Source organism: Furfurilactobacillus siliginis, from assembly GCF_001437435.1.
GTDB lineage: Bacteria > Bacillota > Bacilli > Lactobacillales > Lactobacillaceae > Furfurilactobacillus > Furfurilactobacillus siliginis.
In genome coordinates, this window is sequence record NZ_JQCB01000016.1 from 2273 (window position 1) to 17964 (window position 15692).

Annotated in this window: 16 protein-coding genes; 9 read left to right on the forward strand and 7 right to left on the reverse strand. The window is 44.2% G+C overall.

Annotated features, from left to right (window positions below; all coding sequences use genetic code 11):
• Positions 1 to 120: 120 nt before the first annotated feature.
• Positions 121 to 465 carry a hypothetical protein gene (locus IV55_RS08845; RefSeq protein WP_057811385.1) on the reverse strand — a complete coding sequence of 115 codons (345 nt, stop codon included), beginning with the start codon at positions 463 to 465 and terminating at the stop codon, positions 121 to 123.
• A gap of 267 nt (positions 466 to 732) precedes the next feature.
• On the opposite strand from IV55_RS08845, the gene IV55_RS08850 reads away from it, so the two are divergent.
• From IV55_RS08850 to IV55_RS08860, 3 genes are all read left to right on the forward strand, one after another.
• On the forward strand, positions 733 to 936 hold the full coding sequence (locus IV55_RS08850; protein WP_057811387.1) for a cold-shock protein: 204 nt from the start codon (positions 733 to 735) through the stop codon (positions 934 to 936).
• Between the two features lie 112 nt (positions 937 to 1048).
• A complete protein-coding gene (locus IV55_RS08855; RefSeq protein WP_057811388.1) occupies positions 1049 to 1804 on the forward strand; it encodes a threonine/serine exporter family protein in 756 nt (251 codons plus the stop codon).
• A 10-nt stretch (positions 1805 to 1814) separates the two neighbouring features.
• On the forward strand, positions 1815 to 2279 hold the full coding sequence (locus IV55_RS08860) for a threonine/serine exporter family protein (protein WP_057811391.1): 465 nt from the start codon (positions 1815 to 1817) through the stop codon (positions 2277 to 2279).
• Positions 2280 to 2329: 50 nt separating this feature from the next.
• On the opposite strand, the gene IV55_RS08865 is transcribed toward IV55_RS08860, so the two are convergent.
• From IV55_RS08865 to IV55_RS08880, 4 genes are all read right to left on the reverse strand, one after another.
• The gene (locus IV55_RS08865; RefSeq protein ID WP_057811393.1) at positions 2330 to 3511 is read right to left on the reverse strand and encodes a MalY/PatB family protein; all 1182 of its coding nucleotides are present in this window, start codon (positions 3509 to 3511) and stop codon (positions 2330 to 2332) included.
• A 226-nt stretch (positions 3512 to 3737) separates the two neighbouring features.
• Positions 3738 to 5072 (reverse strand): LCP family glycopolymer transferase, encoded by a 1335-nt coding sequence (locus tag IV55_RS08870; protein ID WP_057811395.1) that lies wholly within the window; start codon positions 5070 to 5072, stop codon positions 3738 to 3740.
• A gap of 14 nt (positions 5073 to 5086) precedes the next feature.
• Positions 5087 to 5470: a DUF1634 domain-containing protein gene (locus IV55_RS08875; RefSeq protein WP_057811397.1), complete on the reverse strand. Its 384-nt coding sequence runs from the start codon at positions 5468 to 5470 to the stop codon at positions 5087 to 5089.
• The gene (locus tag IV55_RS08880) at positions 5470 to 6312 is read right to left on the reverse strand and encodes a sulfite exporter TauE/SafE family protein (protein WP_057811399.1); all 843 of its coding nucleotides are present in this window, start codon (positions 6310 to 6312) and stop codon (positions 5470 to 5472) included. The genes IV55_RS08875 and IV55_RS08880 overlap by 1 nt, the downstream gene beginning before the upstream one ends.
• 274 nt (positions 6313 to 6586) lie before the next feature.
• Here IV55_RS08880 and IV55_RS08885 point away from each other — a divergent pair, with 274 nt between their 5' ends.
• On the forward strand, positions 6587 to 7249 hold the full coding sequence (locus tag IV55_RS08885; protein WP_057811401.1) for a phosphatase PAP2 family protein: 663 nt from the start codon (positions 6587 to 6589) through the stop codon (positions 7247 to 7249).
• A gap of 317 nt (positions 7250 to 7566) precedes the next feature.
• On the opposite strand, the gene rpiA is transcribed toward IV55_RS08885, so the two are convergent.
• A complete protein-coding gene (rpiA, locus tag IV55_RS08890) occupies positions 7567 to 8250 on the reverse strand; it encodes a ribose-5-phosphate isomerase RpiA (RefSeq protein WP_057811443.1) in 684 nt (227 codons plus the stop codon).
• A gap of 25 nt (positions 8251 to 8275) precedes the next feature.
• Positions 8276 to 8536, reverse strand: coding sequence for a hypothetical protein (locus IV55_RS08895; RefSeq protein ID WP_057811403.1), 261 nt, complete (start codon positions 8534 to 8536; stop codon positions 8276 to 8278).
• 164 nt (positions 8537 to 8700) lie between these two features.
• Between IV55_RS08895 and IV55_RS08900 the strand changes: the two genes are divergently transcribed.
• The 5 genes from IV55_RS08900 (at position 8701) to gltX (ending at position 15488) form a co-directional block, all read left to right on the forward strand.
• Positions 8701 to 9246 (forward strand): dCTP deaminase/dUTPase family protein, encoded by a 546-nt coding sequence (locus tag IV55_RS08900; protein WP_057811405.1) that lies wholly within the window; start codon positions 8701 to 8703, stop codon positions 9244 to 9246.
• A 114-nt stretch (positions 9247 to 9360) separates the two neighbouring features.
• Positions 9361 to 10731: a DNA repair protein RadA gene (gene radA, locus IV55_RS08905; protein ID WP_057811407.1), complete on the forward strand. Its 1371-nt coding sequence runs from the start codon at positions 9361 to 9363 to the stop codon at positions 10729 to 10731.
• Between the two features lie 36 nt (positions 10732 to 10767).
• The gene (locus tag IV55_RS08910) at positions 10768 to 11967 is read left to right on the forward strand and encodes a PIN/TRAM domain-containing protein (protein ID WP_057811409.1); all 1200 of its coding nucleotides are present in this window, start codon (positions 10768 to 10770) and stop codon (positions 11965 to 11967) included.
• A gap of 228 nt (positions 11968 to 12195) precedes the next feature.
• Entirely contained in the window at positions 12196 to 13848 is a 1653-nt protein-coding gene (locus tag IV55_RS08915) for a C39 family peptidase (protein ID WP_057811411.1), read from the forward strand.
• A gap of 152 nt (positions 13849 to 14000) precedes the next feature.
• Positions 14001 to 15488, forward strand: a complete 1488-nt coding sequence (gene gltX / locus IV55_RS08920) for a glutamate--tRNA ligase (RefSeq protein WP_057811413.1) — start codon at positions 14001 to 14003, stop codon at positions 15486 to 15488.
• The last annotated feature ends 204 nt before the right edge of the window (positions 15489 to 15692 follow it).

The following is a 15692-nucleotide window of genomic DNA, read 5'->3' on the forward strand; positions in this document are numbered from 1 at the left end:
GTTGGTCCACGTGTTCGCTATTTAAGTTCATAAATCAAAAAGGCGTGTTGGGGACATAATTATCATGTCCTCAACACGCCTTTTGATTTTAGCTATCACTTCAACGTACTGCTGCTTCTTTTATGATTTAGCCAAGCTTGCAAACTGGTTATCGTACCAACTCGTCCAGCTTGTTTCGGGATTGCCAGTTAAGTGAAACTGCATATCGATTTCGTCGATTAAGTGCATGTAGTCACTTTGATTAAAGGTGACACTGGCTGATAGTTCTTCTTCAGGTGTGAAGAAACGGTTCGCCGCTAGTTCACGGTTAATATTTTGAATAAAGCCTTCTTGGCGATCGTACTCGGAAAGTAATTCCAAGTTGTTATTTCGCCAAAGAGTAATGTAAAAGTTGGCGAACCCGGTTAATGCTGTTGTTCGTGCAGTCTCATCGAGTTCACTAACGGACATCAATGTATCTGTCATGTTAGCGCCTCCATATAGTAGTTAGTTTCATTCTACCACTGGTGTAAAGCAAAGATGCTTTACAAGCCGGTTATAAAATAGTTATGCATTTGCAACATAAGTTATGGTAAATAAAGCGGTCGATATGATACAATAACAATCGTAGTTTGGTTCGGGAAAAGATGGCTTGCTTGTTTCATGTGAATGATGATAGTCTCCATTTGCACCAGTTCCAATTTACAACACACTTAAAGACTGCGTGCAAAACGCAACAGGAGGACATTACACATGTCAGAACACGGTACTGTTAAATGGTTTAACGCCGACAAGGGCTTTGGTTTCGTTACTCGCGAAAGTGGCGACGATGTTTTCGTTCACTTCTCAGCTATCCAAGGCGACGGCTTCAAGACTCTTGAAGAAGGCCAAGGCGTAACTTTCGATGTTGAAGATAGTGACCGCGGCCCACAAGCTACTAACGTCGTTAAAGACTAATTATTAGCTAATTAATCCGATCAGCAATGATCGAAAATCGGTATCTGAGTCTCCTTTGGAGATTTGGGTACCGATTTTTACTCATTGCATATTAAAAAGGGGACGCAGTGACATGGAAGAGACTGAGTTAGTTATGAACACAGCGTTACTGGCTGGTGAAATCTTGTTGGAGAACGGTGCCGAGATTGCGCGCGTAGAAGATACGATGATGCGAATCAGTACGAATGAAGGCTATGCTAATGCAAACGTGTTTGTACTATTGACCGGGATCACCATGTCATTGCCAGATGGGACTGCAACACAGGTTCGCCCAGTACATAGTCGTACGTTAGATTTAGAAAAAGTCGATCAAGTAAACACGTTATCACGGCAGTTTGCGAGTGATGAAATCGACGTCCCAACATTTTATCAACAATTACGCCAGGTCAAAGTAGCTGTGCCGACCTTTCCATTTTGGTTACAGCTAATTGCGGCAGTGGTTGTAAGCGTAACGCTGATGCTTGCATTCACTGGACTTCATCAATGGCTAGTTGTACTTTTGACGGCGCTGGCGGGGGCAACCGGCTATGGTGTTTTTTATCTGATTAACCATGAGCTGCAGATCCGTTTCTTAAGTGAGTTTTTAGCGGCCTTAGTGATAGGTGCCATCGCTGACGCAGGTGTTGCTTGGTTGGCGTTATCACGATTGGCAGGGGATGCCGTTATCATTGGTGCCCTAATGCCACTCGTGCCTGGAGTACCGCTGATGAACGCCTTTCGCGATACGATGGCTGGTAACTACCTGAGTGGTCCGGCGCGCGCGGTGGAAGCAATTTTGTCAGTCTGTGCAATTGGCTTAGGCATTGCCATCATGGTTAGTCTGCGATAGGGAGTGGGTCATGTTAAACATTTTGTTAGAAGCAATATTAGCGTATCTGGCAACAGTTGGCTTTGGTGTCATTTTAAATATTCCGCGACGCGCGTTGACTGTCGCCGGCTGGATTGGCCTGGCAGGTTGGTTAGTGTATAAAGGCTTTATTGGGTTTCATCAGCAACAACAACCCAGTATGGCGCAATTGGGCTTGGCAATGTTGATGGCTGGACTGGTGATTGGTGTTTTAAGCAATGTTGCTGCTAGGCGAAAGCACATGCCAATGATTTTGTTCAATATTCCGAGTCTAGTACCGCTGGTTCCCGGCGGACAAGCGTATCAGGTGGTGCGAAACTTAGTGATGAATCATGTGGATGTCGCCTTGATGTATTTGGGCCAAGTGGTAACTGTTGCGGGGATGATTGCATTAGGATTTCTGCTGGCTGAATTATTAGCACGAATTCAATTACGTTTTCACCATTTAAGTTCGTAAATCAAAAATAGAGTTTAGGATAAAAAATCATCTTGTCCTAAACTCTATTTTTAATGAACCAATGCTGTTAATAACTGTTGGACAGCGGCATGAACAAATTCTGGCTTGGTCGCAAGGTTGAGGCGAATGCAGCCCTGATCCTCGTCACTGAACCATTCGCCGTAATCAACGGCTAAGCCAACTTTATTTTGCACAAATTCATGAATGGTCGTGGGATCGACAACCGATCGTAAATCTAACCACAATAAATAAGTGCCTTCGAGATTTGCAACATGCACTGCAGGTGCTTTGACTGCTAATTCGTCGCGGACATACTGGTAGTTGCTACGAATGACAGCGACAAGCTCATCAAACCAGTCACCGGCAGTGCGGTAAGCAGCTTCGCCAGCCGTTTGACCAAGTACACTTAATTCCACTTGATTAAAACACTTCTGCCCAGCTAAAAACTGGGTTTGCAGCGTTGCATTAGGAATGATGACGTGTGAGTTAAGAAGGGTGGCCATGTTAAAGGACTTAGAAGGGGCGTTTAACACGATCAGATGGTCATTGTAACGACCATCGGCAACGGTTAAGGCTGACACAAACTTGCAATCGCCAATTTCAAAGTCTTGGTGAATCTCATCACTGACGACTAAGACATTATGACGGGCACAAATTGACAGGAGTTGTTCGAGTTCCTTAGGAGTCCAGATGCGACCGATTGGATTATGTGGTGAACAGTGAATTAATACGCGTACATCATTTGCCACGATCTTTGCTTCAACATCGGCAAAATCGATGGTGAAGGTGTCTTGGTCATGCTTGAGTTCACTAGTAATGAGGGTCCGATGATTGTCAGTAACGGCGTTTTTAAAAGGATAGTAAACGGGTGTTAGGACCATAACCGCATCATCTGGCTTCGTGAAGGTGTTGACGATGGTGTATAACGAATTGACAACACCATTATCAAAGGTGAGCCAGCGACGCTCTAAAGAGAGATTGTGACGAGTCTGTTGCCAGTTATTAAACGCATCGAAGTAGGCTGGGTCATCGATGGCATACCCAAAGACACCGTGGCGAACACGTTCAATGATTGCGTCGGTCACGCTGGCAGGCTCACGAAACTCCATGTCGGCGACCCACAGTGGCGTCAGCGTGGCATCACCAAAACGTTCATCTAGTGCATCCCACTTTAACGAGTTGGTATGACGACGATCGACCCCATATTGATTAACGAAATCTGTAACTGACATGGCAGCTCCTTAATAAATATATTTATAAACTTGTCTATCATTTAACCACTGACGACTGGAAAAAAGCAATTCAAAACGGGAAATGTCGCTAGTGGTATGAAAACCGATTTATTGATTAAAAGCGTAAACGAAATAGCGACCGCCAATTGTCCAAGTTACTGTAAAAGTAAGTCGGATGATCGACGGTCGCTATTTGAAAGTGGTTTAGAAAGAAGCGGTAGTAGGCTTAATAACCATAACCGGTGTAACCACCAGTATTATTGGCATCTGAGCCGGTTGCGTTGGCAGTATCACCAGTTGTCTTCTTGGTAGCATCAGTGTTGTCAGCACCGTAGTTAGGATCCAGGTTGTTGTCGGATCCTTTATGCGTCTTAGCATACTGAGACGCGGTGTTTGTATCCTGACCCCAGGTAGAAGCGGTGTCTGGTGTTTCACCAAAGTCAGCAGCTGGTGCATAGGCAATCAAGCTGGCAGGAACGGTTCCACCAAAGCGTTTTCCGGTTTTGGATTTACCCAGTTCCAGTTGATGACGAACCTTGTTAGTAACACGTTGTTTTTCCGTTTGTGTCAGGACTTCGAAACTTTGTCCAGCAATGTCGTCACTGACCCCTTGAACATGGTCGGAAACAACATGTTTAGTAGCGGGACGATATTGGTTAGCAAGTGTAATCATGTCACCAAACGTAAAGTCGGTCCGTGATTGACTGGCAATAGAATTCAGAAAATCTTCATTCAATAAACTTGATAAGTTGGCGCTCTTTTTGAGTAATGCAGAAATGACAATCCGTTGACGTAATGTCCGACCGTAGTCACTTTCAGGATCTTGATAACGCATCCGTGTGAATTTAAGTGCTTGTTCACCATTCACGTGAATTTCCTTACCCTTAGTGAAATGTTGGTTTTCGTACGTGAAGGTAAGTGGTGGCACAATGTCGACACCGCCGACTTTATTGATCACTTGCTCTAAACCACTCATGTTCAACAAGGCGTAGAAATCAATGGGCACGTTAAACATTTTTTCCGTGGTCGCGATAGCAGATTTCGTTTGACCATAATAATAAGCCGCGTTGATTTTGCTAGGGAAGTTTTCTTCGTGTCCTGGGATTGCAACCAGTGAGTCACGTGGAATACTGATCATTGTGGTTGTTTTCTTTTTAGGATTAACGGTCACAAGCATCATTGAATCAGTACGACCACCGCCCCATGCTTTTGAATCACGGCCTAGTGCACCCACGTCGGTTCCCATTAACAAAATCGAAATGGGTTTACCATCTTTGATGACTTGGCTAACGTTACGAGCTTTTCCGCCATTAACAGAATCAAACATGACGTTACTAGAATTTTTTAAATTGCTGTATAGCTTCGCACCGAAAGCACCACCAACGATGAGAATTACACCCAGAATCGCAAAGAAAGTGTTGCGAATTGGATGACGGTGACGCGATGGCGGTGGTGTTGATTCACCGTTGACCGCGTTTGAAGCTGAGCCGTTATTCAAGTGGTTCCCATTCGTGCGGTTATCAAAGCGATTCACACGGGAATTATTATCATTGTTGTTCATGGAGGTCCTCCGAGTTAGCTATGTCCGATAAATAAGGCAATTAAAAGGATAACAAGGACGGCCGTAGTAATCCAGACGTACAAGTGATCTTTCTCAACGTAAAACGCATAAATAGAAACAATTACACGCAAAACGGGCGTTAAAATCAGGCAGAATAGTCCGAGCATCATAACAGAACCTGCTTTAAAGGTTCCTAACCCGGTAATAATGGCAGTGATCGTTGTGGGAAAACCGTTGTGTGCAAACCCAGTTGTCCCTTGAACACCATAAGTAATGAAACCGACCAACATGATAACGGCCGAAACTATGACACCTATTCTAAGGATTTGACCAATCATAATCTCAACTTGAGCCATTTCTTTAGAAATCTTTTCCAGTTCTGGATTATTTTCAGACATTAGATGTTCACCCCGAATCCTTTAAGCAACATTTGTAGCCCGATATAGAAAATGATGGGAACGAAAATAATTCGAATCCAGCGAGCGGGGAGTCGTTGCATGATACGCGACCCAACCGTTGCCCCCACTAGAATTCCTAAGGCTAATGGGACGGCAATCAGTGGCTGGATTGACCCGTTAAAGAAGTAAACGGTCGCTGAGGCAGCGGCGGTGACACCCATCATCAAATTACTGGTTGAAGTAGAAGGTTTGAGCGGCATCTTCATGAACGTATCTAGCGCCATGACTTTAAAAGCCCCAGAACCGATACCAAGTAAACCACTTGCAATTCCGGCACCAAACATAACGGTTGCGCCTGCAGGGACACGTTCAACTTGATAATCAACGGTCTTGCCAGCGGCTTTATCATAGTAAGAACTGTTTAATTCTAGTTTTTCAGCTAGTGCGTCGGGAGTTGCCCGATGTAACACTTCAGTCCCGGAACGCAGCTTACGAATCATGTTGTAGCCAGAGTATAAGAGCAAGACACCGAATGTAACGTATAAAACGACGGGACTTAAAATACCATTTAATACAGCGCCTAAAATCGCGCCTAGAGTGGTAAAGATCTCTAGAAACATCGCCACTCGTAAATTTAAAACATTGTCGCGAAGGTAGGCGATGGTCGCACCAGAGCTGGTGGCGATGACGGCGATAATACTTGCACCGATCGCATATTTAATGTCGATTCCCATTGCCAGCGTTAAAACTGGGGTGATGATAATTCCACCACCAAGGCCGAGGATGGCGCCGAGAATTCCAGCAGCCAACCCGACAACGAGCATGATGATAACTTGTGTCATGCGGACACTTCCTTTTATTTGATGAAATAAGAATAGCACGAACATTGTTGCTGTGCTGATGATAAGCGTTTTCAGAGGAATTAAATTATGCTGCCCTTAAAGTCAGCTTAAATACTTAAGAAAGTATTAAGGGGTTAAGGACGATTAAAATCATCGAGAAAAACCGCATGTCCTAGCGGTGCTGTGCTATAATTTTGCGTTGAACGCGACTGTGTTAAACCTTTCGCTTGTTCACATTGGAAAATACATACCTTTAGTGGAGGCACATAATTAAATGTTAATTGAAAAAGAACGCGGTCGTGGCATTATTTTGACCGTGATGACCATTCTGTTTTTGTTTTTAGCGGTACTGGCAATGCGTCAGTCACAGATTTTATCAATTATTGATTCAGAATTGGTTAACAAGATTCATAGTGACAGTCCTTTTTGGACAATTATCTTTTCATTGATTACAAAATTGGCCAGTCCGACGTTGGATCTGGTGTACATGGTGATTATTGCCGTTTTACTGTGGGGATTTAAGTACAAGATTCCTGCGCTGTGGGCATTGGGTTATGGCTTTGGTGGTAACGTCTTAGGCGCTGTGATTAAAAAGATCGTTGGTCGTGCGCGTCCTGCCGGCCATATGGCATCAGATGATGGATTTAGTTTCCCATCTGGACACGTGTTAGGAACATTTATGGTTGTGGCAATTTTATTCTTAGTTGTACTGCCTGTAATGCAAAACAAAACGCGTCGGTTGTTGATCCAGACGATTTTATGCATTTGGGTAATATTGGTTATGCTTAGCCGTGTTTACTTACAGGCACATTTCCCAACTGATACATTAGGTGCTGTTTTGTTGGCATACGCATGGTTGCAGGTTGCTGAATACTTGTATGTGGCTTGGGCACCCAAGCTGCAACGAGTACGATTCTTGAGCAATTCAAAGATTTAATGAGTGTAAATGAAAAGGTTCCGTTGCACATTGATTTGGTCGATGTGTGACGGAACCTTTTTTTGTGGGGCTTTTCTTTTATATAGCGGAAACGAGTTCACCAACCCAAGACTCTGTGCATTGCCTGTCCGCCATCCGTGGCTAAAGCCACTACCACCGCACCTGCAATTGCTCGAGTCTTAACCGGGCTGGTTTACTCTCTGCCGAAAACGAGTTCACCGACCTTGAATCGCTGCGCAGAACCTGAAATCCCGCTATGAACCAAAAACGTCCATAACGGGATTCCTTGTTCTTGCTCGGATTCAGAACAGGTCAGTTCACTCTCTGCCTTTTAGTACTTCTGGGCCATCTGGGCGACCCACAATGACGGTGTTAACTAAGTCTAGGAACAAGCCTTGTTCGACAACGCCGACCATTTGGATCAATTCGGCGGCTAATTCATGGGGATGATCGATTTCGTTTAAATGTAAGTCGATGACATAGTTTTGTGAATCAGTTAAAACGTGTTTGCCATCACGCATCCGCATTGTGGGGTTGTAACCTTTGGCCGCCAACTTTTTAAGAACTTGACTGGAGCCGTAAGGAATCACTTCAAGAGGTAAGGGGAAACTCCCTAGCTTATGTGATAATTTGCTTTCATCAACGATCCACATGTTCTTTGTGGAGTTTGTTGCAACGATTTTTTCCCATAAATGAGCTGCGCCGCCACCCTTGATACCTTGGAAATCATCACTGATTTCGTCGGCACCATCGATGGTTAAGTCAATGTGGTCAACGTCATCAACATCCTTGACGGGGATGTTTAAACTTTTTGCTTGTTCACGTGTTCGGTCAGAGGTTGGGACGCCAATGACATGAATCCCTTCTTCTGCGACGCGCTTGCCCAGTGCGTCAACCATGTATTTAACCGTGGAGCCAGTTCCTAAGCCGACGACCATGCCGTCTTCAATAAAATCAACGGCGCGTTGGCCAACTTGCTGTTTTAATTCATCTTGTGTCATTGCCATGTTTTCTTACTCCTTATGTTTAAACTGGTTTTCTGATTGCTGCAGGTAAATGACGCCGGGCAAACGGATCAAGTGCAAGCAACTGTTTTTGTTCAGCAGTTGCTAACGTGCAGACTGCATCAAGCAGTTCGTGTGCAATTGCAGGTTGGTCAAGTGCGTGGTCGACCCAGATATGTTCAACAACCCAAGTCGTGTCATCGACCACAGGAAAAGTCACTTCAGCAATTAATCGTGCATCTTGCATTGCAAATAAACGCTGATCTTGACGCGTGAAGTCCATTGTCATTCTCCCTTTAATCAAAATGTTTCACATAATATAGTAGCATAAAAGCAGAGCTGGTAAAAAAACTTTGCCGGCGTGCTAGTTACCTCCCACTATCAAACGGCGATGGGGTTTACTATAATATGTAGGAACATAACTGCGATTTAACATGGAGGACATAAATGACAAAGCTACGTGGATTTGAAGTGGTGAAACGATTTGCTGACACGGATTTACCACTCCCCAAACGGCAAACACAGCAGGCAGCAGGATATGATTTGGCTGCCTCTGAAGATTTCATCGTGCCGTCAATTTGGCACCATCATTTTCTGAGTGCTTTGCATAGCCTATTTAGTGATCAGACATTGGACGAAAAGTTGCACACCGCGGCAGATAAGGCTTTGAAACCAGTTCTGGTGCCAACTGGTATTAAGGCATATATGCAACCTAACGAGGTCTTACTATTAGTGAACCGCTCATCTGGTCCACTCAAGCGCCGCCTAGTACTGCCAAACGGTATCGGTGTGATCGACGCTGACTATTATGGTAATGAAGGTAACGACGGGGAACTATTTGTTCAGCTGATCAATTATGGCTTGCGTCCACTTACCATTAAGAAAGGTGACCGAATCGCCCAAGCAATGTTTGTCCCATACCTAACGGCGGATAACGAAACGGCACCAACGGCCAAGCGAAATGGTGGTTTTGGTTCTTCAGGTGTTCAGTAAACCCTTAAGAATTTTCAAATGACAACAGAAATAATTGTGTCCCTGACCAGCTGTGGTACACTAAATTTATCTATTGGTTAATATTGGTCAAACAAAGAAAAATAGAGGTATAACGTGGCAAAACCAAAAACACAGTTCGTGTGTCAAAACTGTGGCTATTCATCACCTCGTTATCTGGGACGCTGTCCTAACTGTGGTGAGTGGAATACATTAGTCGAAGAAAAAATGGTCGATGATACGCCTAACCGTAAAGCCCGCGTGAGCTTTACCGGACAAACGGCTAAGGCAGAATTGATCAAAGATGTTAGTTTAAAAGAAGTTCCCCGTGTTAAGACGAACCTACAGGAATTTAATCGTGTGCTAGGTGGCGGAGTGGTTCCTGGATCACTGGTATTAATTGGTGGGGATCCCGGAATCGGGAAATCGACGCTGTTAACGCAAGTGTCTGGGCAACTGAATGAAACCGGTGGCCGGGTGCTTTATGTATCCGGTGAAGAAAGTGCCACACAAATTAAGATGCGGGCTGATCGGCTAGGCGTTGGTGGCGGTGACTTTTATTTATACCCTGAAACAGATATGGGTAACATTCGTGATCAAATTACCGAACTCGACCCTGCATTTGTCATTATTGACTCCGTGCAAACAATGCAAGAACCAGACATTACGTCAGCGGTTGGATCCGTTTCACAGATTCGTGAAGTGACGGCAGAGTTGATGCAGATTGCGAAGACGAATCAAATTACGATTTTTATCGTGGGTCATGTTACCAAGGGCGGTGCTATCGCAGGGCCAAAGATCTTGGAACACATGGTCGACACAGTGTTGTACTTTGAGGGTGATTTGCATCATACGTACCGTATTTTACGCGCGGTGAAAAATCGGTTTGGGTCAACGAACGAACTCGGTATCTTTGAAATGCGTGAAGATGGTTTGAGTGAAGTTGCTAATCCGTCGGAAATTTTCCTAGAGGAACGGCTGAAGGACGCGACTGGTTCAGCAATTGTTGTCTCAATGGAAGGTACGCGACCAATTTTGGTAGAAGTCCAGGCGTTAGTGACGCCATCTGTTTTCGGAAACGCTCAGCGAACATCACAAGGACTTGATCGTAATCGGGTATCACTGATCATGGCGGTGCTGGAAAAACGGGCGAACTTGATGTTACAAAATCAGGATGCTTATTTAAAGGCAGCTGGTGGCGTAAGGCTTGATGAACCAGCGATTGACTTAGCAATTGCCGTCGCGATTGCATCAAGTTATCGCGACAAAGAAACGAATCCTAGCGATAGTTTCGTCGGTGAAGTTGGGTTGACTGGAGAGATTCGGCGTGTGAACCGGATCGAACAACGGGTCGACGAGGCACGTAAGCTAGGTTTTAAACGGATTTTTGTGCCAAAGAACAACTTACAAGGCTGGAATCCACAAACGGATATTGATGTGGTTGGGGTGACGACCATCGGGCAAGCGTTGAAGCTGGCGTTGAACTAATGAGCCAAAAGTTACATTGAAAGGAGGTGAACTTACATGAAAATAACCAAAAAACTTGTCATTCAAGCGTTGTTTGCATTAGTAGGTGCTGGTGCCGGCTATCGTTTTATGCCATTGGTATGGCAACTAACAGGATTGGAAACGAGCCATCTACTGAACAACTTTTTGACTAACTTTGTGCTTGGTGCAATTATTCTGTATTTAATTTCGTTTCTGTTAGTCGGATACGTTGAGAAGTTGGTTAATCGATTGGAAAAATATCTTTCCAAGCAAAGCCCCATCTACCTGTTATTTGGTAGCTTAGGAACCATTGTCGGATTGATGTTTGCCATTTTGATTTCCACTGTCTTTTTCCGCACGCAAATGTTTTTAACGAATACAATTGTGCCAATTACGTTGATGCTACTGTTGGGGTACCTGGGCTTTCGCTTAGGAACCACCCGCACGGATGAATGGCGCCGCTTGTTCTCACTTGGTTTTCGGCGTGGCACGAAGCGAACGTCAGAAACTGGTGAAATTTTGGATGAAGGTGAGCCTAATTACCATCATTACAAAATTTTGGATACTAATATTTTGATTGATGGTCGCATTTACGACATCATTAAAACTGGTTTTCTGGAAGGCACGCTGTTGGTACCAAACTTTGTCCTGCACGAACTGCAATATATCGCCGATTCCAGTGATAGCATCAAACGTGTTCGTGGTCGTCGCGGCTTAGATATCTTAAACAAGTTGCAGACGGATAAGGTGATTCCGATTGAGATGTATGAAGGCGACTTCGAAGACATCCCAGAAGTTGATGACAAACTGATTGAATTGGCGAAACAGATGCAGGCCGTGGTCGTGACAAATGACTATAACCTAAACAAAGTCAGCCAATTTCAAAATGTGCAAATCATGAATATCAATGCGTTGACCAAATCACTGAAGCCACGTGTGATTCCAGGTGAACAGATGAACGTAATGGTCGTGAAAAATGGGACCGAACGTCAGCAAGGGGTTGCTTACCTTGACGATGGGACGATGGTCGTTGTTGAAGATGGGCGTTACTTTATCAATGATCACATTGATGTCACGGTCACTAGTGCACTGCAGACGGATGCTGGGCGCATGATTTTTGCGAAGCCAACGCATTCGACACGCGGAATTAACCAAGACGCTGATGTAGAAGCGGTGTCATCTAAGAAAGACGATACTAAATCTAAGGGTAAGCCAGATTCTAAAAAGCGAAAGTAGTTTAAAAAATCGTTTGCGACTTGCGCTGGATAGTGCTTTTAGGACGCTGTCTTTATGAATAGATTAAGAGCCAGAAGACAAGAACAGCTTTGTCTTCTGGCTCTTTTTTATATTTCGGGAATAAAATTGACTTCGACGCCATTGAAATTACGTGTTGTTGAGACATGGTTAAGATGCTACTATATTTGTGTAGGATTTAACTAATGATTTTATAAACGGGGGCAAATCGTGAATTCAATCGTGAAGTCGAAGGGATTACTTGCGGCAGGGCTTGTTGCCATGCTGCTTGGAATTCCGGCGGTTACAGGCCATGCTGATGCACAGACAGCATCTAGTGCAGTTAGCAGTTCTATAAAGGCTGTTCAAAGTACATCTGCTTCAGCACAACAGGAAAGCAGTCAAACGAAGACAACGTCTAGTGCGGAGTCATCATCAGTTACTAGTCAAAGCAGTTCTAGTGCTACGACTGAAAGCTCATCGTCAGTACAAAAACCTGCAACGACGCAAAGTAGTTCAGCAGCAAGTAGCATTGACAACAGTTCAGTAAAAGCTGATGCGGATAAAAATCAGCAAACATCTGGTGTAGATAAACAAAAAGATGCTGCGAAAACTGCAGCTGACAATGGATTTATAGCAGAATATCCAGTTGCAAAAGCACCAGAAAAAAACGGCTGGGTTAAAAATGATAATAATCAATGGACTTATTATCAAAAGGATAGCTTAGTCAACGGCTGGTTTAAGGACAATGGTACTTGGTACTACACCAAGGCTGACGGGACATTAGCGAATCAGTGGTTTAAAGATAACAATCAGTATTACTACATGACCGATTGGGGCATGGTACATACAGGTTGGGCGAAGTTTGATAATTGGTATTACTTCAACTGGGGCGGCGACATGAAGACCGGCTGGTTGAAGGATAATTCTAATTGGTATTACCTTGGAAATTGGGGAATGTACCACTACGGCTGGTCAAAGCTGGGTAATTGGTACTATTTCCAAAACTGGGGTGGCATGGCTTCTGGCTGGCTACATGATTCAGGCAACTTATATTATTTAGGTAATTGGGGTGCTGCGGAAAATGGTTGGGCTAAGGATAACAACCAGTGGTACTACTTCTACAAGGGTGGTGCTATGGCGACCGGCTGGGTAAAAGATGCTGGCTCATGGTATTGGGTCGATTATTGGAAAGGTATGTCAAATTACCAGTGGACAAAGATTAATGGCACGTATTATTACTTTACTTGGGGTGGTCAAATGGCGACTGGCTGGGTAAAAGATAACACTGGTACGTGGTATTACCTTTCAGGCTCTGGTGCTTGGGCAACCTCCGCTTACTTGAATGCACCTGCCATCAGCCAAGTTGGTTGGGGTGCACCTGAAGGTTGTGAAGCAGCCTCATTGCTTGAAGCATTTCATGCCAAAGGTATTTTAACCAACACTAATTTGGCACAGTTCCTAAAGACAATGCCTTATTCTACAAACGGCGATCCTAATACTGGTTTTGAAGGGAATCCATACGTATACGACAACTATGCAGTTGATACGATTTATCCACCTGCAGTTGCAAAGTGGGGTTCACGATTTGCCAACGTTAGTGATATTAGTGGGTCAAATGTTCAAGAACTAAAAGAATATTTAAAGGCCGGACAGCCATTGGTTGTTTGGGTTACTGCTAAATTTGTTCAACCAAATTGGACAAGTTATTGGTGGGGAACAACGCCTCGTAACTTGCACGTTGTTTGTGTTGATGGTTATAGCAATGGTTCTTATCACATTGTTGATCCATGGCCATGGACGACTGGACAACAATACTGGTTATCAGGTAGTACTTTTGAAACAACTTATAACTACCTCAAACGTGCAGTTGCTGTTGGCTAGTTATCAATAATTTATGAGGTTTAGTAAAGGTCTGAAGCATGAGCAATTATGTTTCAGACCTTTTGCTTTTTAGCCTTAATTGAAAAAAAACCGACAAAACGGTAATATTGTATGTATACACATCAAATTTTTCTCAGAAAGAGGCGCTGATTTTGGCCAAGAATAAAGTTCGGGTCCGGTACGCACCATCACCAACTGGACACCTGCACATCGGAAATGCACGGACCGCATTGTTTAACTACCTGTTTGCTCGTCATAACAAAGGTACGTTTGTGATTCGGATTGAAGACACAGATACGAAACGGAACGTGGCTGACGGTGAAAAAAGTCAGCTTGATAATCTAAAGTGGTTGGGAATTGACTGGGACGAAGGTCCTGACAAGCCTGGCGACTTTGGCCCTTATCGTCAATCAGAACGGAAAGACATTTACGTTAAGTTAATCCAAGATTTATTGGATCAAGGTTTAGCTTACAAGTCTTACCGGACTGAGGATGAGTTGGCTGCCGACCGTGAACAACAAAAGGCTAACAAAGAAGCGCCTCACTATGTTTATGAATATGAAGGTATGTCTGCCGACGAAATCAAGGCTGCACAGGAAAAGGCTGAGGCAGATGGTTTAGAACCTGTTGTGCGCTTCCGTGTACCCAAGAATCGTGAATATCAATGGGATGACATCGTTAAAGGTAATATCACGATCAACTCCGATACCATCGGTGGTGACTGGGTTATTCAAAAGCGCGATGGCATGCCAACGTATAACTTTGCCGTCGTTGTAGATGACCACATGATGGAAATCAGTCACGTCTTACGTGGGGATGACCACATTGCGAACACGCCAAAGCAATTGATGATTTACGAAGCACTTGGTTGGGATGCACCAATCTTTGGGCACATGACGTTGATCATCAACACGGAAACAGGTAAGAAATTATCTAAACGTGATGAAACCGTGTTGCAATTCATCGAACAATATCGTGAGTTAGGCTATTTGCCTGATGCAATGCTCAACTTCATTACGTTACTTGGTTGGTCACCAGTTGGTGAAAATGAAATCTTCACCCAACAGGAATTGATCAAGATGTTCGATGAAAGTCGTTTGTCTAAATCACCAGCGAAGTTTGACGGTAAGAAATTGGAATGGATTAACAACCAATATGTCAAAGCTGCGCCGGAAGATGAAATCTTCGATAGTAGTCTGCGCGAATTGATCAATGCTGGCTTAGTTGAAAAGGATCCGAACCAGTTACATTTGGAATGGGTTCGCAAACTTGTCAGCCTTTACAAGCAACAGATGTCTTATACGGCACAAATCGTGGATATGAGTAAGGATGTCTTCTTCCAAGAACCAGCCGAAATCACTGACGAGGCTAAGGAAGAATTAGCTGCTGACACTGCTAAGACTGTGTTGGAAGAATTTGTTACGCGTGCTAAGAAGTTACCTGTCTTTGATGCTTATCAGATTCAGGCAACCATCAAGGCTATCCAGAAAGAAACTAAGATTCGTGGGCGTGCGTTGTACATGCCACTACGGATTGCGTCAACGCACGAAATGCATGGTCCACAATTACCAGAATCAATGGAATTGTTAGGCCGCAAGTCAACGTTACGCAATATCCAAGCGATCATCGAAAAATTGTAGTTGTTTGCTAAACCACAGCTGCTTTCAACAGGCGGCTGTGGTTTTTGTTTTGCTTTGATGTTACGGGGCAGTGTCTCCGGAAAAACAGGGTAACAGTGAGCTCACTGCGTTCGCAGGCGGGAAACTAGCGTGCCTTGCCATTGCGGACTTTGCGAATTCTTCGCAGCCCTTCACTCCCGGCAGGCTAGTTTCCCGCCGTCACTG

Bases quoted from the DNA above. Each gene is read 5' to 3' on its own strand.
- IV55_RS08845 (WP_057811385.1), bottom strand. From the start codon at position 465: ATGACAGATACATTGATGTCCGTTAGTGAACTCGATGAGACTGCACGA.
- IV55_RS08850 (WP_057811387.1), top strand. From the start codon at position 733: ATGTCAGAACACGGTACTGTTAAATGGTTTAACGCCGACAAGGGCTTT.
- IV55_RS08855 (WP_057811388.1), top strand. From the start codon at position 1,049: ATGGAAGAGACTGAGTTAGTTATGAACACAGCGTTACTGGCTGGTGAA.
- IV55_RS08860 (WP_057811391.1), top strand. From the start codon at position 1,815: ATGTTAAACATTTTGTTAGAAGCAATATTAGCGTATCTGGCAACAGTT.
- IV55_RS08865 (WP_057811393.1), bottom strand. From the start codon at position 3,511: ATGTCAGTTACAGATTTCGTTAATCAATATGGGGTCGATCGTCGTCAT.
- IV55_RS08870 (WP_057811395.1), bottom strand. From the start codon at position 5,072: ATGAACAACAATGATAATAATTCCCGTGTGAATCGCTTTGATAACCGC.
- IV55_RS08875 (WP_057811397.1), bottom strand. From the start codon at position 5,470: ATGTCTGAAAATAATCCAGAACTGGAAAAGATTTCTAAAGAAATGGCT.
- IV55_RS08880 (WP_057811399.1), bottom strand. From the start codon at position 6,312: ATGACACAAGTTATCATCATGCTCGTTGTCGGGTTGGCTGCTGGAATT.
- IV55_RS08885 (WP_057811401.1), top strand. From the start codon at position 6,587: ATGTTAATTGAAAAAGAACGCGGTCGTGGCATTATTTTGACCGTGATG.
- rpiA (WP_057811443.1), bottom strand. From the start codon at position 8,250: ATGACACAAGATGAATTAAAACAGCAAGTTGGCCAACGCGCCGTTGAT.
- IV55_RS08895 (WP_057811403.1), bottom strand. From the start codon at position 8,536: ATGGACTTCACGCGTCAAGATCAGCGTTTATTTGCAATGCAAGATGCA.
- IV55_RS08900 (WP_057811405.1), top strand. From the start codon at position 8,701: ATGACAAAGCTACGTGGATTTGAAGTGGTGAAACGATTTGCTGACACG.
- IV55_RS08910 (WP_057811409.1), top strand. From the start codon at position 10,768: ATGAAAATAACCAAAAAACTTGTCATTCAAGCGTTGTTTGCATTAGTA.